The sequence below is a fragment of the Novilysobacter antarcticus genome (assembly GCF_019802285.1).
GTDB lineage: Bacteria > Pseudomonadota > Gammaproteobacteria > Xanthomonadales > Xanthomonadaceae > Novilysobacter > Novilysobacter antarcticus.
In genome coordinates this window covers 113,298-131,531 of sequence record NZ_JAIEUJ010000003.1, presented here as the reverse complement: position 1 = coordinate 131,531, position 18,234 = coordinate 113,298, and the positions used below count along the sequence as shown (strand labels likewise).

The 18,234-nt window shown below is 63.7% G+C and carries 16 protein-coding genes; all 16 read left to right on the top strand.

What is annotated here, in order from left to right:
- The first annotated feature begins 139 nt into the window (after nucleotides 1–139).
- Nucleotides 140–4,309 carry a DNA-directed RNA polymerase subunit beta gene (rpoB, locus tag KZ491_RS09645; RefSeq protein ID WP_222565662.1) on the top strand — a complete coding sequence of 1,390 codons (4,170 nt, stop codon included), beginning with the start codon at nucleotides 140–142 and terminating at the stop codon, nucleotides 4,307–4,309.
- Between the two features lie 99 nt (nucleotides 4,310–4,408).
- Nucleotides 4,409–8,623, top strand: coding sequence for a DNA-directed RNA polymerase subunit beta' (gene rpoC, locus KZ491_RS09640; RefSeq protein ID WP_222565661.1), 4,215 nt, complete (start codon nucleotides 4,409–4,411; stop codon nucleotides 8,621–8,623).
- 281 nt (nucleotides 8,624–8,904) lie between these two features.
- Nucleotides 8,905–9,279: a 30S ribosomal protein S12 gene (gene rpsL, locus KZ491_RS09635; protein WP_036196058.1), complete on the top strand. Its 375-nt coding sequence runs from the start codon at nucleotides 8,905–8,907 to the stop codon at nucleotides 9,277–9,279.
- Between the two features lie 11 nt (nucleotides 9,280–9,290).
- The gene (gene rpsG / locus KZ491_RS09630; RefSeq protein WP_043959536.1) at nucleotides 9,291–9,758 is read left to right on the top strand and encodes a 30S ribosomal protein S7; all 468 of its coding nucleotides are present in this window, start codon (nucleotides 9,291–9,293) and stop codon (nucleotides 9,756–9,758) included.
- 137 nt (nucleotides 9,759–9,895) lie between these two features.
- Entirely contained in the window at nucleotides 9,896–11,986 is a 2,091-nt protein-coding gene (gene fusA / locus KZ491_RS09625; RefSeq protein WP_222565660.1) for an elongation factor G, read from the top strand.
- A 67-nt stretch (nucleotides 11,987–12,053) separates the two neighbouring features.
- Nucleotides 12,054–13,244 (top strand): elongation factor Tu, encoded by a 1,191-nt coding sequence (gene tuf / locus KZ491_RS09620; protein ID WP_222565659.1) that lies wholly within the window; start codon nucleotides 12,054–12,056, stop codon nucleotides 13,242–13,244.
- A gap of 310 nt (nucleotides 13,245–13,554) precedes the next feature.
- On the top strand, nucleotides 13,555–13,866 hold the full coding sequence (gene rpsJ, locus KZ491_RS09615) for a 30S ribosomal protein S10 (protein ID WP_036196039.1): 312 nt from the start codon (nucleotides 13,555–13,557) through the stop codon (nucleotides 13,864–13,866).
- Nucleotides 13,867–13,876: 10 nt separating this feature from the next.
- Nucleotides 13,877–14,533: a 50S ribosomal protein L3 gene (gene rplC, locus KZ491_RS09610; RefSeq protein ID WP_222565658.1), complete on the top strand. Its 657-nt coding sequence runs from the start codon at nucleotides 13,877–13,879 to the stop codon at nucleotides 14,531–14,533.
- The gene (gene rplD, locus KZ491_RS09605) at nucleotides 14,530–15,141 is read left to right on the top strand and encodes a 50S ribosomal protein L4 (RefSeq protein WP_425493138.1); all 612 of its coding nucleotides are present in this window, start codon (nucleotides 14,530–14,532) and stop codon (nucleotides 15,139–15,141) included. Before rplC ends, rplD begins: the two co-directional genes overlap by 4 nt.
- On the top strand, nucleotides 15,138–15,434 hold the full coding sequence (gene rplW, locus KZ491_RS09600) for a 50S ribosomal protein L23 (RefSeq protein ID WP_036196034.1): 297 nt from the start codon (nucleotides 15,138–15,140) through the stop codon (nucleotides 15,432–15,434). The genes rplD and rplW overlap by 4 nt, the downstream gene beginning before the upstream one ends.
- Nucleotides 15,435–15,444: 10 nt before the next feature.
- Nucleotides 15,445–16,272 carry a 50S ribosomal protein L2 gene (rplB, locus tag KZ491_RS09595; RefSeq protein WP_043959541.1) on the top strand — a complete coding sequence of 276 codons (828 nt, stop codon included), beginning with the start codon at nucleotides 15,445–15,447 and terminating at the stop codon, nucleotides 16,270–16,272.
- 6 nt (nucleotides 16,273–16,278) lie between these two features.
- Nucleotides 16,279–16,545, top strand: a complete 267-nt coding sequence (gene rpsS, locus KZ491_RS09590; protein WP_043959542.1) for a 30S ribosomal protein S19 — start codon at nucleotides 16,279–16,281, stop codon at nucleotides 16,543–16,545.
- 10 nt (nucleotides 16,546–16,555) lie between these two features.
- The gene (gene rplV, locus KZ491_RS09585) at nucleotides 16,556–16,903 is read left to right on the top strand and encodes a 50S ribosomal protein L22 (RefSeq protein ID WP_043959586.1); all 348 of its coding nucleotides are present in this window, start codon (nucleotides 16,556–16,558) and stop codon (nucleotides 16,901–16,903) included.
- Between the two features lie 2 nt (nucleotides 16,904–16,905).
- Nucleotides 16,906–17,622 (top strand): 30S ribosomal protein S3, encoded by a 717-nt coding sequence (gene rpsC, locus KZ491_RS09580; RefSeq protein ID WP_043959543.1) that lies wholly within the window; start codon nucleotides 16,906–16,908, stop codon nucleotides 17,620–17,622.
- 6 nt (nucleotides 17,623–17,628) lie between these two features.
- On the top strand, nucleotides 17,629–18,042 hold the full coding sequence (gene rplP, locus KZ491_RS09575; protein WP_222565656.1) for a 50S ribosomal protein L16: 414 nt from the start codon (nucleotides 17,629–17,631) through the stop codon (nucleotides 18,040–18,042).
- A complete protein-coding gene (rpmC, locus tag KZ491_RS09570; RefSeq protein ID WP_222565655.1) occupies nucleotides 18,042–18,227 on the top strand; it encodes a 50S ribosomal protein L29 in 186 nt (61 codons plus the stop codon). Before rplP ends, rpmC begins: the two co-directional genes overlap by 1 nt.
- Nucleotides 18,228–18,234: the final 7 nt, after the last annotated feature.

Below are 18,234 nucleotides of genomic sequence, written 5' to 3'. Positions count from 1 at the left end.
CTGGTGCCGGCAATACCAGCGACTTCCCACTGGCAATTTTGCACGACCTTGATGCATCCCCCGATCTGCATCTCCCCCATCACGTTTTCCCCCGGGCCGCGGACGCGCGACCCGATGAACACCGAGGCGGTAGCTCACCATGACCACAGCTTCCACGACGAATTATTCGTTCACTGAAAAGAAGCGCATCCGCAAGGATTTCGGCAAGAGCCGATCGATCCTCGAGGTGCCTTTCCTGCTTGCCATCCAGGTCGATTCCTATCGCCGGTTCCTGCAGGAAGACGTCGCACCCGCCAAGCGTGAGGAGCGCGGACTGCATGCCGCACTGAAGTCGGTGTTCCCGATTTCCAGCTACAGCGGCAACGCGGCCTTGGAGTACGTTGATTACAAACTCGGTGAGCCGGCATTCGACGAGCGCGAGTGCCGCCAGCGCGGCATGAGCTACGGCGCCCCGCTGCGGGTCACCGTGCGCCTGGTGATCTACGACCGCGAGTCCTCGACCAAGGCCATCAAGTACGTGAAGGAGCAGGAGGTCTACATGGGCGAGATTCCGCTCATGACCGACAACGGCACCTTCATCGTCAACGGCACCGAGCGCGTCATCGTCTCCCAGCTGCACCGCAGTCCGGGCGTGTTCTTCGACCACGACCGTGGCAAGACCCACAGCTCCGGCAAGCTGCTTTACAGCGCCCGCATCATCCCCTACCGCGGCTCGTGGCTGGACTTCGAGTTCGACCCGAAGGATGCGCTGTTCACCCGTATCGATCGCCGCCGCAAGCTGCCGGTGACCATCCTGCTGCGCGCGTTGGGTTACACCAACGAGGAGATGCTGGCCGAGTTCTTCGAGGTCAACACCTTCCACGTCGATCCCAAGGAAGGCGTCCACCTGGAGCTGGTGCCCGAGCGCCTGCGTGGCGAGACCCTGGACTTCGACCTGGCCGACGGTGACAAGGTCATCGTGGAAGCCGGGCGCCGCATCACCGCGCGCCACGTCAAGCAGCTCGAGGCCGCCGGCATCGATGCGCTGGCCGTGCCCGACGACTACCTGATCGGCCGCACCCTGTCGCATGACGTCATCGACGCCAGCACCGGCGAGCTGATCGCCGCGGCCAACGACGAGATCACCGAAGAGCATCTGGTGCTGTTCCGCAAGGCCGGCATCGATGCGGTGGGCACGATCTGGACCAACGACCTGGATCGCGGTGCCTTCATTTCCAACACCCTGCGCATCGATCCGAGCAAGACCCAGCTTGAAGCGCTGGTCGAGATCTACCGCATGATGCGTCCGGGCGAGCCGCCGACCAAGGACGCCGCGCAGAACCTGTTCCACAACCTGTTCTTCACCTTCGACCGCTACGACCTGTCGGCCGTCGGCCGGATGAAGTTCAACCGCCGCATCGGCCACAAGGAAGTCACCGGCGCTTCGGTCCTGTACGACGAGCGCTACTTCTCCCAGCGCAAGGACGAGGAGTCCAAGAAGATCGCCGCCGAAGTCGGCGAGGGTTCCGACATTCTCGACGTGCTCAAGGTATTGACCGAGATCCGCAATGGCCGCGGCATCGTCGACGACATCGACCACCTCGGCAACCGCCGCGTGCGTTCGGTCGGCGAGATGGCCGAGAACACTTTCCGCGTCGGCCTGGTCCGGGTGGAGCGTGCGGTCAAGGAGCGCCTGTCGATGGCCGAGGCCGATGGCCTGACCCCGCAGGACCTCATCAATGCCAAGCCGGTCGCGGCCGCGGTCAAGGAGTTCTTCGGCTCCTCACAGCTGTCGCAGTTCATGGACCAGAACAACCCGCTCTCGGAAGTTACCCATAAGCGCCGCGTGTCGGCGCTTGGGCCGGGCGGCCTGACTCGCGAGCGCGCGGGCTTTGAAGTGCGCGACGTGCATCCGACCCACTACGGACGTGTGTGCACCATCGAGACCCCGGAAGGCCCGAACATCGGCCTGATCAACTCGCTGGCGGTGTTTGCCCGCACCAACGAGTACGGCTTCCTGGAGACGCCGTACCGCAAGGTCGTGGACGGCAAGGTCACCGACGAGGTCGAGTACCTGTCGGCGATCGAGGAAAACGAGTACGTCATCGCCCAGGCGAACGCGCCGCAGGACGCCAAGGGCGTGCTGAGCGAGCTGTTCGTGGACTGCCGCTACCAGGGTGAGTCCATGCTGAAGCCGCCCAGCGAAGTCGACTTCATGGACGTCTCGCCGATGCAGACCGTCTCGGTCGCCGCGGCGCTGGTGCCGTTCCTGGAGCACGATGACGCCAACCGTGCGTTGATGGGCGCCAACATGCAGCGTCAGGCGGTTCCGACGCTGCGTGCGCAGAAGCCGCTGGTCGGCACCGGCATCGAGCGCGCGGTGGCGCGTGACTCGGGTGTAACCGTGAACGCGCTGCGCGGCGGCACCGTCGAGCAGATCGACGCGGCCCGCATCGTGGTCAAGGTCAACGAGGACGAGATCAGCAACGAGACCGACGCCGGCGTCGATATCTACAACCTGATCAAGTACACCCGTTCCAACCAGAACACCTGCATCAACCAGACCCCGCTGGTCAACGTGGGCGACGTGATTTCGCGCGGCGATGTGCTGGCCGACGGTCCATCGACGGATATCGGCGAGCTGGCCCTGGGCCAGAACATGCTGATCGCGTTCATGCCGTGGCACGGCTATAACTTCGAGGATTCCATCCTGCTGTCCGAGCGGGTGGTCCAGGAGGATCGCTACACCACGATCCACATCGAGGAGCTGACCTGCGTCGCGCGTGACACCAAGTTGGGGCCGGAGGAGATCTCTGCCGACATCCCCAACGTGTCCGAGCAGGCCCTGAATCGCCTGGACGAGTCCGGCGTGGTGTACATCGGCGCCGAAGTGCGCGCCGGCGACATCCTGGTCGGCAAGGTCACGCCCAAGGGCGAAAGCCAGTTGACCCCGGAAGAGAAACTGCTGCGGGCGATCTTCGGTGAGAAGGCATCCGACGTTAAGGACAGCTCGCTGCGCGTGCCCCCGGGCATGGACGGCAACGTCATCGACGTGCAGGTCTTCACCCGCGACGGCATCGAGAAGGATGCGCGTGCCAAGCAGATCGAGGAATCCGAGATCCGCCGGGTCAAGAAGGACTTCGATGACCAGTTCCGCATCCTCGAGGCGGCGATCTACAGCCGCCTGCGCAGCCAGCTGATCGGCAAGGTCGCCAATGGCGGCGCCGGCGTGAAGAAGGGCGAGACCGTCACCAGCCTGGTGCTGGACGGCCTGTCGCGGAAGGATTGGTTCAGCCTGCGGATGAAGGACGATTCGGCCGTCGAGGCGCTTGAGCGCGCGCAGAAGCAGCTGGACGTGCACGCGAAGGAATTCGAGCGTCGTTTTGCCGACAAGCGCGCGAAGATCACCCAGGGCGATGACCTCGCCCCGGGGGTGCTGAAGATGGTCAAGGTGTTCCTGGCGGTCAAGCGCCGCATCCAGCCGGGCGACAAGATGGCCGGCCGCCACGGCAACAAGGGCGTTGTATCCACCCTGGTGCCGGTGCAGGACATGCCTTACCTGGCCGATGGCCAGACCGTGGACATCGTGCTCAATCCGCTGGGCGTGCCAAGCCGTATGAATATCGGCCAGGTGCTGGAAGTCCACCTGGGCTGGGCGGCGAAGGGACTGGGCGAGAAGATCCAGCGCATGCTGGATGCCAAGGCCAAGGTTACCGAGCTGCGCAAGTTCCTCGACGAGATCTACAACCACGACACCAAGCTGCACGGTCAGCGTGTGGACCTGAAGCAGTTCAGCGACGATGAGCTGCTGGCCTTGGCCGGCAACCTGACCGACGGCGTGCCGATGGCCACGCCGGTGTTCGACGGTGCCGCCGAGTCGGAGATCAAGGCGATGCTGAAGCTGGCGGACCTTCCGGTGAGCGGGCAGACGACTCTGTATGACGGTCGCACCGGCGAGGCTTTTGATCGTGAGATCACGGTCGGCTACATGCACATGCTGAAGCTGAACCACCTGGTGGACGACAAGATGCACGCCCGTTCCACCGGCCCGTACTCGCTCGTCACCCAGCAGCCGCTGGGCGGCAAGGCGCAGTTCGGCGGCCAGCGCTTCGGTGAGATGGAAGTCTGGGCGCTTGAGGCCTACGGCGCGGCGTACACGCTGCAGGAAATGCTGACGGTCAAGTCCGACGACGTGCAGGGCCGCAACCAGATGTACAAGAACATCGTCGATGGCGAGTACGAGACGGTCGCCGGCATGCCGGAGTCGTTCAACGTGCTGGTCAAGGAGATCCGCTCACTCGCGATCAACATGGAGCTGGAAGAGAACTGAGGCCCCTGAGCGGGCAACGCCGCGGATCGCGCGTTGCCCGGCTCAGACCACCGGTAGTGCCAGCCCTTTGACGATTTACTCCTCCACGGAGAAAGAAAAATGAAAGACCTGCTCAACCTGTTCAACCAGCAGCGTCCGGCGCTGAACTTCGACGCGATCAAGATCGCGTTGGCGTCGCCCGACCTGATCCGTTCGTGGTCGTTTGGCGAGGTGAAGAAGCCCGAAACGATCAACTACCGTACCTTCAAGCCCGAGCGCGACGGCCTGTTCTGCGCCGCGATCTTCGGCCCGGTGAAGGACTACGAGTGCCTGTGCGGCAAGTACAAGCGCATGAAGCACCGTGGCGTGGTGTGCGAGAAGTGCGGCACCGAGGTCACCTTGGCCAAGGTCCGCCGCGAGCGCATGGGTCACATCGACCTGGCCTCGCCGGTCGCCCACATCTGGTTCCTCAAGTCGCTGCCCAGTCGCATCGGCCTGATGCTGGACATGACCCTGCGCGATATCGAGCGCATCCTCTACTTCGAGGCGTTCGTCGTCACCGAGCCGGGCCTGACCCCGTTCGAGCGCGGCCAGCTGCTCAATGAAGAGGAGTACATGCAGGCCCGTCAGGAGCACAACGACGACTTTGACGCCGCCATGGGCGCCGAGGCGGTGTTCGAGCTGCTGCGCACCCTGGATCTGCAGAGCGAGCTGGTGCAGCTGAAGGAAGACATCGCTGCCACCGGTTCGGAGACCAAGCTCAAGCGCCTCACCAAGCGCGTCAAGCTGGTGGAAGCGTTCCTGGAGTCGGGCAACAAGCCCGAGTGGATGGTCATGACGGTCCTGCCTGTGCTGCCACCGGACCTGCGTCCGCTGGTGCCGCTGGACGGTGGCCGCTTCGCCACCTCCGACCTGAACGACCTCTACCGCCGCGTTATCAACCGCAACAACCGCCTGCGTCGCCTGCTCGAGCTCAGCGCGCCGGAGATCATCGTGCGCAACGAGAAGCGCATGCTGCAGGAGTCGGTGGATGCGCTGATGGACAACGGCCGTCGCGGCCGCGCCATCACCGGCACCAACAAGCGCCCGCTGAAGTCGCTGGCCGACATGATCAAGGGCAAGCAGGGCCGGTTCCGCCAGAACCTGCTCGGCAAGCGCGTGGACTACTCGGGCCGCTCGGTCATCGTGGTCGGTCCGTACCTGAAGCTGCACCAGTGCGGCCTGCCCAAGAAGATGGCGCTCGAGCTGTTCAAGCCGTTCATCTTTGCCAAGCTGCAGCGCCAGGGTCTGGCGACCACCATCAAGGCGGCCAAGAAGCTGGTCGAGCGCGAAGAGGCGGAAGTCTGGGACATCCTGGAAGAAGTCATCCGCGAGCATCCGGTGCTGTTGAACCGGGCGCCGACCCTGCACCGCCTCGGCATCCAGGCCTTTGAGCCGGTCCTGATCGAGGGCAAGGCGATCCAGCTGCACCCGCTGGTCTGCACCGCGTTCAACGCCGACTTCGACGGTGACCAGATGGCTGTGCACGTGCCGCTCTCGCTGGAAGCCCAGCTTGAAGCGCGTGCGCTGATGATGGCCTCCAACAACATCCTGTCGCCGGCCAACGGCGAGCCGATCATCGTGCCGTCGCAGGACGTCGTGCTGGGCCTTTACTACATGACCCGCGCACTGGAGAACAAGAAGGGCGAGGGCATGGCGTTCGCCAACGTCGCCGAGGTCAAGCGTGCCTACGACAACCGCGTGGTGGACCTGCACGCCAAGGTCAAGGTCCGCATCGAGGAGTCGGTGATCCAGGAGGACGGCACCCGAGTGCAGCAGTCCTCGATCGTGGACACGACCATCGGCCGCGCGCTGCTGGACGACATCCTGCCTTCCGGCCTGCCATTCGCGCTGGCCAACGTCGAGCTGACCAAGAAGAACATCAGCCGCCTGATCAACTCGTGCTACCGCATGTTGGGTCTGAAGGACACGGTCGTGTTCGCCGACCAGCTGATGTACACCGGTTTCGCCTTCGCGACCCGCGCCGGCGTCTCCATCGGCATCGACGACATGATCATCCCGACCGCCAAGAAGGGCATCCTGGACGAGGCCGAGACCGAGGTCACCGAGATCCAGGAGCAATACCAGTCCGGTCTGGTCACCGGCGGTGAGCGCTACAACAAGGTCGTGGATATCTGGTCGCGTACCAACGAGCGCGTCGCCAAGGCGATGATGGAAACCATCGGCACCGAGAAGGTGGTCAACGCCAAGGGCGAGACGATCGAGCAGAAGTCGATGAACTCTGTCTACATCATGGCCGACTCCGGTGCGCGTGGTTCGCAGGCGCAGATCCGTCAGCTGGCCGGTATGCGCGGCCTGATGGCCAAGCCGGACGGCTCGATCATCGAGACGCCGATCACCGCGAACTTCCGCGAGGGCCTGAACGTCCTGCAGTACTTCATCTCGACCCACGGCGCGCGCAAGGGCCTGGCCGATACCGCGTTGAAGACCGCGAACTCCGGTTACCTGACCCGGCGACTCGTCGACGTGGCCCAGGACGTGGTCATCACCGAGGACGATTGCGGCACGCTGGAAGGCCTCACCATGACCCCGATCGTGGAGGGCGGTGACATCGTGGAGCCGTTGCGTGACCGCGTGCTGGGTCGCGTCGTCGCCGAGGACGTGTTCCTGCCGGGTGATGACGAGGATCCGATCGTCACCCGCAACACCCTGCTCGACGAGGCGTGGGTTCAGAAGCTGGAAGAAGCCAGCGTGCAGCTGATCAAGGTCCGCTCCACGATCACGTGCGAGTCCTCGTTCGGCGTCTGCGCCAACTGCTACGGGCGTGACCTGGGTCGCGGCCACATGGTCAACCATGGCGAAGCGGTCGGCGTCGTCGCTGCGCAGTCCATCGGTGAGCCGGGCACCCAGCTGACCATGCGTACGTTCCACATCGGTGGCGCGGCCTCGCGTGCAGCGGCCATCGACAACGTGACGGTCAAGACGACCGGTACGCTGAAGTTCAACAACCTCAAGCACATCGAGCACTCCGACGGTCACGTGGTTGCGGTGTCGCGCTCCGGTGAACTGTCCGTCCTCGACGCCCACGGGCGCGAGCGCGAGCGTTACAAGCTGCCCTACGGCGCCACCATCGATGTCAAGGATGGCGCGGAGATCACCGCCGGCCAGCAGGTCGCGCATTGGGACCCGCATAACCATCCGATCGTCTCGGAAGTCGCCGGTTTCGTCCGCTTCATCGATTTTGTCGATGGCGTGACCGTGATCGAGAAGACCGACGAGTTGACCGGCCTGGCATCGCGCGAGATCACCGATCCCAAGCGTCGTGGTTCGGCGGCAAAAGAACTGCGTCCGATCGTGCGCATCGTCGACAAGGACGGCAACGACCTCAACATCCCGGGTACCGACCTGCCGGCGCAGTACCAGCTGCCACCGCGCTCGGTGGTCAACCTGCAGGATGGCGCGGCGGTGGGCGTGGGCGACGTGGTTGCCAAGATCCCGCAGGAAGCCTCCAAGACCCGCGACATCACCGGTGGTCTGCCGCGCGTGGCCGATCTGTTCGAGGCGCGCAAGCCCAAGGACCCCGCGATCCTGGCCGAAGTGTCGGGCATCGTGAGCTTCGGCAAGGAAACCAAGGGCAAGCAGCGTCTGGTCATCAAGCAGGCCGACGGCACCGATTACGAGGAGCTGATCCCCAAGTACCGCCAGATCATCGTGTTCGAAGGCGAGCACGTGGAGAAGGGCGAGACCGTGGTGGACGGCGAGCCGACGCCGCAGGACATCCTGCGCCTGCTCGGTGTGGAGCCGCTGGCCGTGTACCTGACCAAGGAGATCCAGGACGTGTACCGGCTGCAGGGCGTGAAGATCAACGACAAGCACATCGAGGTGATCGTTCGCCAGATGCTGCGCAAGGTCGATATCAGCGACGCCGGCGACAGCAAGTTCATGAACGGCGAGCAGATCGAACGGCAGCGCTTCGTCGAGGAACACGCCAGGGTCGCGGCGAACGACGGCATCCTGCCGCAGTTCACCCCCGTCCTGCTTGGCATCACCAAGGCGTCGCTGGCTACGGAGTCGTTCATCTCCGCAGCCTCGTTCCAGGAGACCACCCGGGTGCTCACCGAGGCCGCAGTGCGCGGTACGCGTGACAACCTGCGCGGGCTCAAGGAGAACGTCATCGTCGGTCGACTGATTCCTGCCGGTACCGGTTTGGCGTACCATGCGCAGCGCCGCAAGAACGCGTCGGGTCTGACCGACTCAGAAATGGCGGCCCTGTCGGCCCCGGTCACGTCCGCTGCGGTTGCAGAGGATGTTGGCGAAGAGTCGAGCGCGTCGTAACACCGTAATAGCAAGTGGCGATCGGAAACGGTCGTCCCAGATCACCAAATGAGGCGCACGGAGCGCCTCGTGTTGGGCCCAGGGAAGGGCGGGATCAGGAAGTTTCGCGGGACTGGCGCACTGCGCCGGTCCCCGCGAATTCGTGTCTAATCCGCATTTGACGGCATCGTCAAGGGCGGGTTATACTTTTCGGTCTCGGTCGGTCGGGAGTTTCCGGCTTTCCGTTCGTTATTCACAAGAGGTGCGGCATTCCTGGCCGGCCTCTCACCAAAGAGTTCCCGATGGCGACGATCAATCAGCTGGTCCGCAAGCCGCGGCAGGCAGCGACCTACAACAGTGCCTCGCCGGCGCTTGAGAACTGCCCGCAGCGCCGCGGCGTTTGCACCCGTGTTTACACCACTACCCCGAAGAAGCCGAACTCGGCGATGCGCAAGGTGGCCAAGGTGCGCCTGACCAACGGTTACGAGGTCATCTCGTACATCGGCGGTGAAGGCCACAACCTGCAGGAACACTCGGTGGTACTGATCCGCGGCGGTCGCGTCAAGGACCTGCCTGGCGTCCGTTACCACACCGTTCGCGGTGCGCTCGATGCCGCCGGCGTCGCCAAGCGCCGCCAGCGTCGTTCAAAGTACGGCGCCAAGCGCCCGAAGTCCTGAGGAATTGACTCATGTCGCGTAAAGGTTCAGCACCGCAGCGTTCGATCCTGCCCGATCCAAAGCATGGCAGCGAGACGATCGCGCGTTTCATCAACATGGTCATGTACAGCGGCAAGAAGTCGGTTGCCGAGAAGATCGTGTACGGCGCCATGGACGTGATCGGCGAGAAGAACGCCGATCCGTTGGAAGTTGTCGAAAAGGCCCTGGCCAACATCTCGCCTGCGGTTGAGGTCAAGTCCCGTCGCGTCGGTGGTTCCACCTATCAGGTGCCGGTCGAGGTGCGTTCGTCGCGTCGTGTCGCGCTGGCAATGCGCTGGTTGATCGACGCCGCGCGCAAGCGCGGAGAGAACACGATGCCGCGCAAGCTCGCCGCCGAGCTGCTTGATGCCTCCGAGAGTCGTGGTGGCGCGGTCAAGAAGCGTGAAGAAACCCACCGTATGGCGGAAGCGAACAAGGCGTTCGCGCACTACCGCTGGTGACCCGGATGCCCCGTCAGTAGCGGGGCGTTCGCAGGCAACAACATACTCCGACGGCGGCCGCGGCTGCCCGAGCGTACCGTGTGCCGCCACGAGGCGGCATCCGGCCTTTCTGAAACATCCAAATACGAGAGGGTACCGTGGCTCGCACCACTCCCATCGAACGTTACCGCAACTTCGGCATCATGGCCCACATCGATGCCGGAAAGACCACCACCTCCGAACGCATCCTGTTCTATACGGGTGTCAACCATAAGCTTGGCGAAACCCATGAGGGTGCCGCCACGATGGACTGGATGGAGCAGGAGCAGGAGCGCGGCATCACCATCACGTCCGCCGCGACGACCGCGTTCTGGAGCGGCATGGACAAGTCCATGGACCAGCACCGCCTGAACATCATTGACACCCCCGGGCACGTCGACTTCACCATCGAGGTGGAGCGCTCCTTGCGCGTGCTCGATGGTGCGGTGTTCGTTCTGTGTGCGGTCGGTGGTGTGCAGCCGCAGTCCGAGACTGTCTGGCGCCAGGCCAACAAGTACAAGGTCCCCCGTCTTGCGTTCGTCAACAAGATGGACCGCACCGGCGCCAACTTCAACAAGGTGGTCGGCCAGCTTAAGGCCCGGCTTGGCGCCTATCCGGTGCCGATGCAGGTGCCGATCGGCGCCGAAGACGGCTTCGAAGGCGTGGTCGACCTGGTCAAGATGAAGGCGATCCACTGGGACACCGCCTCCCAGGGCACCTTGTTCGAGTACCGCGAGATCCCGGCCGAACTGCTGGAAGAAGCGACTACCGCGCGCTCGTTCATGGTTGAGGCTGCGGCCGAGGCCAGCGAAGAGTTGATGGACAAGTACCTCAACGACGGCGAGCTGACCGAGGCCGAGATCATCAGCGGCCTGCGCGAGCGCACCCTGAAGGTCGAGGTCATTCCGGTGTTCTGCGGCACGGCGTTCAAGAACAAGGGCGTCCAGGCGATGCTCGACGGCGTGATCCAGCTGCTGCCGGCGCCGACCGACGTGCATGCCGTTACCGGCATCGACGAAAACGAACAGGAAGCAACCCGCGAAGCTTCCGACAAGGCGCCATTCTCCGCGCTGGCGTTCAAGGTCATGACCGACCCGTTTGTTGGCTCGCTGACCTTCTTCCGCTGCTACTCGGGCGTGCTGAACTCCGGCGACCAGGTCTACAACCCGATCAAGTCGAAGAAGGAGCGCATCGGCCGCATCCTGCAGATGCACTCCAACGACCGCATCGAAATCAAGGAAGTGCGCGCGGGCGACATCGCCGCCGCCGTCGGCCTCAAGGACGTCACCACCGGTGACACCCTGTGTGCGATCGATAACGTGATCACGCTGGAGCGCATGGTGTTTCCGGAGCCGGTGATCTCGATGGCCGTGGAGCCCAAGACCAAGGCCGACCAGGAGAAGATGAGCACCGCGCTGGGCCGTCTCGCGCAGGAGGATCCGTCCTTCCGCGTGCACACCGACGAAGAGTCCGGCCAGACCATCATCTCGGGCATGGGCGAGTTGCACCTGGACATCCTGGTGGACCGTATGCGCCGCGAGTTCAACGTCGACGCCAACGTAGGCAAGCCGCAGGTGGCTTACCGCGAGACCATCCGCAAGGCGGTCAAGGCTGAAGGCAAATTCGTGCGCCAGTCCGGCGGTAAGGGCCAGTTCGGTCACGTCTGGCTGGAAATCGAGCCCGGCGAGACTGGCAGCGGCTACACCTTCGAAAACGCGATCGTTGGCGGCGTGGTCCCCAAGGACTACATCCCCGCCGTGGACAAGGGTATTCAGGAAGCGGTTGCCAATGGCCTGCTCGCCGGGTACCCGATCGTCGACGTCAAGGTGAAACTGGTCGACGGTTCCTACCACGAAGTCGACTCCTCCGAAATGGCGTTCAAGATCGCCGGTTCGATGGGCTTCAAGGAAGGCTTCCACAAGGCCAGCCCGGTCCTGCTGGAGCCGATTATGAAGGTCGAGATCGTCACGCCCGAGGATTACCTGGGTGATGTGATGGGCGACGTGAGCCGTCGTCGCGGCATCCTGCAGGGTCAGGAAGACAGCCTGTCGGGCAAGATCATCGATGCGATGCTGCCGTTGGGCGAGATGTTCGGCTACGCCACCAGCCTGCGCTCCATGTCGCAGGGTCGTGCGACCTTCACGATGGAATTCGATCACTACGCCGAGGCGCCGGCCAACATCGCCGACGCGGTGGTCAAAAAGAACTGATGCAACGGCCGGCACCCGCCGGCCGCCGCTTCCACAGACAACCAGATGAAATCCAGAGGTAACAATCATGGCCAAGGGTAAATTCGAGCGCACCAAGCCGCACGTGAACGTCGGCACGATCGGTCACGTTGACCACGGCAAGACCACGTTGACCGCAGCGCTGACCAAGGTTGGCGCGGAGCGTTTTGGTGGCGAGTTCAGCGCGTATGACGCGATCGACCGTGCCCCTGAAGAGAAGGCGCGCGGGATCACGATCTCGACCTCGCACGTCGAGTACGAGTCCCCGAACCGTCACTACGCGCACGTCGACTGCCCCGGGCACGCCGACTACGTGAAGAACATGATCACGGGTGCGGCGCAGATGGACGGCGCGATCCTGGTGTGCTCGGCCGCTGACGGCCCGATGCCGCAGACCCGCGAGCACATCCTGCTGGCCCGTCAGGTGGGCGTGCCCTACATCGTGTCCTACCTGAACAAGGCGGACATGGTGGACGACGCCGAGCTGCTGGAGCTGGTGGAGATGGAAGTGCGCGAACTTCTGTCCAAGTACGACTTCCCCGGCGACGACACCCCGATCATCGTCGGCTCGGCGCTGAAGGCGCTGGAAGGCGACCAGAGCGATATCGGCGTGCCGTCGATCATCAAGCTGGTGGACGCGCTGGACGCCTGGATCCCGGAGCCGGAGCGCGACGTGGACAAGGCGTTCCTGATGCCGGTCGAGGACGTGTTCTCGATCTCTGGTCGTGGCACCGTGGTGACCGGCCGCATCGAGCGCGGCGTCATCAAGGTGGGCGAGGAAATCGAGATCGTCGGCATCCGTCCGACCGTCAAGACCACCGTCACCGGCGTGGAGATGTTCCGCAAGCTGCTCGATCAGGGTCAGGCGGGCGATAACGCCGGTCTGCTGCTGCGCGGCACCAAGCGTGACGACGTCGAGCGCGGCCAGGTGCTGTGCAAGCCCGGTTCGATCAAGCCGCACACCGAGTTCGAGGGCGAGGTGTACGTGCTGAGCAAGGACGAGGGTGGCCGTCACACGCCGTTCTTCAAGGGCTACCGTCCGCAGTTCTACTTCCGCACCACCGACATCACCGGCGCCTGCGAGCTGCCGGAGGGTGTTGAGATGGTGATGCCGGGCGACAACGTGAAGATGGTGGTCACTTTGATCAACCCGATCGCGATGGACGAAGGCCTGCGTTTCGCCATCCGCGAAGGTGGCCGCACCGTCGGCGCCGGCGTGGTGTCCAAGATCATCAAGTAATTGCTGTACCCGGCGCTCCGAGAGGGGCGCCAAACCAGCGAAATGAGGAGCAGGAAGCACCTCGTATTCGCCCGACAGGGAAATGTCGCGTGGCAAGGCCGTTGGCTGTAGCGGATGTGTCCGCGACAGCTTGACGGGCTGGTGACACGCGCTTTATACTTTTCTGTCTGGGCAGGCCGGGTAACCGGCCTGCCTTGTTTTGCTACAGATTTCCGTGTTGGCGGGTCATCGCCGGTGCGGGGGAAATGACCATTGGGGTTCGGTGCACCTAGCCACCGGCCCGTCGCTCTTTACTCTAAGGAACACCGTCATGGCGGACCAAAAGATCCGAATCCGGCTGAAGGCGTACGATCATCGACTGATCGACCGCTCGGCCAGCGAGATCGTCGAGACAGCCAAGCGGACCGGCGCACAAGTGCGTGGTCCGATTCCGCTGCCGACCAAGATCGAGCGCTTCACCATTCTTACTTCTCCGCACGTCGACAAGGACGCGCGCGACCAGTACGAGACCCGCACGCACAAGCGCGTGCTCGATATCGTCGACCCGAACGACAAGACCGTGGACGCGCTGATGAAGCTCGAACTGGCTGCCGGCGTCGACGTCCAGATCAAGCTGACCTGAGGCGGCCATCATGACGACGAAGAAATATTCGTTGGGCATCGTCGGTCGCAAGGCCGGCATGAGCCGGTTCTTCACTGAGGATGGCCGGTCCGTGCCGGTGACCCTCATCGAGGCGACCCCCAACCGGATCACCCAGATCAAGTCGGTCGAAACCGACGGTTACAGCTCGGTGCAGGTCACCGTGGGCGTGCGTCGCGCGGCGCTGGTCAACAAGCCTGAAGCGGGGCACCTGGCCAAGGCCAAGGTCGGCGCCGGTCGTGGCTTGTGGGAGTTCCGCGTGGCCGACGACAAGCTGTCCGACTTCAGCGTCGGCGGCGAGATCAAGGCCGACATCTTTGAAGTGGGCCAGATCGTTGACGTCCAGGGCGTGACCAAGGGCAAGGGCTTCCAGGGCACCGTGAAGCGCTGGAACTTCGCCATGGGTGATGCCACCCACGGTAACTCGCTCTCGCACCGGACCCCGGGTTCCATCGGCCAGCGCCAGACGCCGGGCCGCGTGTTCCCGGGCAAGAAGATGTCCGGCCACATGGGTCAGGTGCAGCAGAGCACGCAGGGTCTGGAAGTGGTCAAGGTCGACGCCGAGCGTGGCCTGATCGCGATCAAGGGCGCGGTGCCGGGCGCGCCGGGCGGCGATGTGATCGTCCGTCCGACGACCAAGGGAGTATGACGATGGAACTTGCCATCAATAACAGCAGCAAGACGCTGGCGGTCTCCGAGGAGATCTTCGGCCGCGAGTTCAGCGAAGACCTCGTCCACCAGGTCGTCGTTGCTTACCGCAACGCCGGTCGCGCCGGAACGAAGGCGCAGAAGACCCGTTCGGAAGTCGCCGGTACCACCAAGAAGTCGAAGAAGCAGAAGGGCGGTGGCGCACGCCACGGCGCGCTGACCGCTCCGATCTTTCGCGGTGGTGGCGTGACGTTCGCGGCCAAGCCGCGCAGCTTCGCGCAGAAGGTCAATCGCAAGATGTACCGCGCGGCAATGGCTTCGATTCTGTCCGAGCTCAACCGTCAGGGTCGGATCACTGTCGTGGAAAGCCTGGAGCTGGACTCGCCCAAGACCACGGGCATGGTTGCCCTGCTCAAGGGTCTTGAAGCCGGCCGCCGCCCGCTGCTGGTTACCGAGGATGCCACCGAGAATCTGTACCTCTCGGCGCGCAACTTGCCGTATGTCGAAGTCCGTGACGTGCAGGGCCTGGATCCGGTCGCGCTGGTTGGCGCCGACACGGTCGTGGTCACCGCCGACGCGATCAAGAAGATCGAGGAGTGGCTGGCATGAACGACGCCAAGCTCTACAACGTGATCCGTGCACCGCGTGTGTCCGAGAAGACCGCACGGCTGCAGGAAGTTTCCAATCAATACGTCTTCGAAGTGGCGACGACGGCAACCAAGGCGGACATCAAGGTCGCCGTGGAAAAGCTGTTCGACGTCAAGGTCGAGGCGGTCAACGTGCTCAACGTGAAGGGCAAAGCCAAAGCCTTCAAGTTCCGCATGGGCCGTCGCCCCGACTGGCGCAAGGCATACGTGACGCTGGCCGATGGCCAGTCGATCGACGTGATGGCCAAGGCTTGAGGATCGACCCATGGCACTAATGACATTCAAACCCACTTCGCCAGGCCGCCGTTCGGCAGTCCGCGTCGTGTCGCCCGAACTCCACAAGGGCGCCCCGTATGCGCCGTTGCTGGAGCCGCAGAGCCGCTCGGGTGGTCGTAACCACCACGGCCGCATCACCACCCGTCACATCGGTGGTGGCCACAAGCAGCACTACCGCATCATCGATTTCAAGCGCAACAAGGAAGGCATTCCGGCGCGTGTGGAGCGGATTGAATACGATCCCAACCGCACCGCTCATATCGCCCTGCTGTGCTATGTCGACGGTGAGCGTCGCTACATCATCGCGCCCAAGGGCTTGAAGGCGGGCGACCAGGTGATCGCTGGCCGTGATGCTCCGATCCGGACCGGCAACAGCCTGCCACTGGCCAACGTGCCGGTCGGCTCGACCGTGCATTGCATCGAGATGAAGCCTGGCAAGGGTGCGCAGATCGCACGTGCCGCCGGCGCTTCGGTCCAGCTGGTGGCGCGCGAGCAGGGCTACGCAACCCTGCGTCTGCGTTCCGGCGAGATGCGCAAGGTGCCGGTCGAGTGCCGCGCCACCATCGGTGAGGTCGGCAACAACGAGCACAGCCTGCAGAAACTGGGCAAGGCCGGTGCCAAACGCTGGTTGGGCATCCGCCCGACGGTGCGTGGTGCCGCCATGAACCCGGTCGACCATCCGCACGGCGGTGGTGAAGGCAAGGCTGGCCAGGGCAACCCGCATCCGGTCACCCCGTGGGGTGTCCCGACCAAGGGTTACAAGACGCGGCACAACAAGCGCACGCAGCAGTTCATCGTTCGCGATCGCAGGAGCTAATCGACAATGGCACGTTCACTTAAAAAGGGTCCGTTCGTCGACCACCATCTGATCAAGAAGGTGGAGGCTGCGGCCAACAACAAGCGCCCGATCAAGACCTGGTCGCGCCGCTCGATGGTGCTGCCGGAGATGGTGGGTTTCACCATCGCCGTGCATAACGGTCGCAACCACATCCCGGTGCTGGTCAACGAGAACATGGTCGGCCACAAACTCGGCGAGTTCGCCCTGACGCGTACCTTCAAGGGACACGTCGGCGACAAGAAGAGCCGATAAGGAGATGACCATGGAAGCCAAAGCCATCCTGCGCAGTGCGCGCATCTCCGCCCAGAAAGTCCGCCTGGTCGCTGACCAGGTCCGTGGCCAGACCGCGGAGAAAGCAGTCAACCTGCTGAAGTTCTCCGACAAGAAGGCCGCCGATCTCGTCCGCAAGGTTCTGGAGTCGGCCATTGCCAACGCCGAGAACAACCAGGGCGCCGACATCGACGAGCTCAAGGTCACGACCATCATGGTTGACGAAGGTCCGACGCTGAAGCGCTTCATGGCGCGTGCGAAGGGTCGCGGCACCCGCATTCTCAAGCGCACCAGCCACATCACCGTGGTTGTGGGCGACGGCAAGCAGGGCGGAGTCTGATTATGGGTAACAAAGTTCATCCGACCGGCATTCGCCTGGGCATTTCCAAAGACTGGAACTCCAAGTGGTTTGCCGGCAAGAAGCAGTACTCCGAGTACCTGATCGCCGACCTCAAGGTCCGCGAGATGTTGCGCAAGAAGCTGTCGCAGGCAGGCATTTCGAAGATCTTCATCGAACGCCCGGCCAACAACGCCCGCGTGACCATCCACACCGCCCGTCCGGGCGTGGTGATCGGCAAGCGGGGCGAGGACATCGACAAGCTGCGCAAGGAAGTCAGCGAGATGATGGGTGTGCCTGCCCACATCAACGTGACCGAAGTGCGCAAGCCCGAGCTGGACGCCCAGCTGGTGGCGGAGTCGATTGCCCAGCAGCTGGAGCGTCGCATCATGTTCCGTCGCGCGATGAAGCGCGCGGTCGGCAACGCGATGCGCCTGGGTGCCCTGGGCATCAAGGTCCAGGTCGGTGGCCGTTTGAATGGCGCGGAAATCGCCCGTTCCGAGTGGTACCGCGAAGGTCGTGTGCCGCTGCACACCCTGCGCGCCGACATTGACTACGGCTTTGCCGAGGCGAACACCACCTACGGCATCATCGGCGTGAAGGCATGGGTCTACCGGGGCGAGATCTTCGATTTCTCCCAGGTTGGTCAGGAAAAGCCGGACGACAGCCCGCGCAGCGATCGACGTGACCGCTCGCCCCGTCCGCCCCGCGACTCGAGGTAACGGATCATGTTGCAACCAAAACGAACCAAGTACCGCAAGGTGCACAAGGGCCGCAATGATGGCCTGGCCTGGAATGGCAACGCTGTCAGCTTCGGCGAGTACGGCCTCAAGGCCACTGCGCACGGCCAGCTCACCGCTCGCCAGATCGAGGCGGCACGTCGCTCCATCAGCCGCCACGTCAAGCGCGGCGGCAAGATGTGGCTGCGGGTGTTTCCGGACAAGCCGGTCACCAAGAAGCCGATCGAAGTCCGCATGGGCAAGGGCAAGGGCAACGTGGAGTACTGGGTTGCCCAGGTCCAGCCTGGCCGGATGATCTACGAGATCGAGGGCGTGGCTGAAGATGTGGCACGCGAGGCGTTCCGCCTGGCCGCCGCGAAGCTCTCGGTGACCACCACTTTCGTGACCCGGACGGTGCGGTAATGGAACTCAACAAACTGCGAGAGAAGTCCGCTGACGAGCTCAAGGCCCACCTGACCGAGCTGCACAAGGAGGGCTTCGCCCTTCGCATGCAGAAGGCGACTGGCCAGCTCGCCAAGACCCATGAGGCCCGCCGGGTGCGCCGCGAGATCGCTCGCGTCAACACCCTGCTCGGCGAGAAGAAGTAAGGACCCG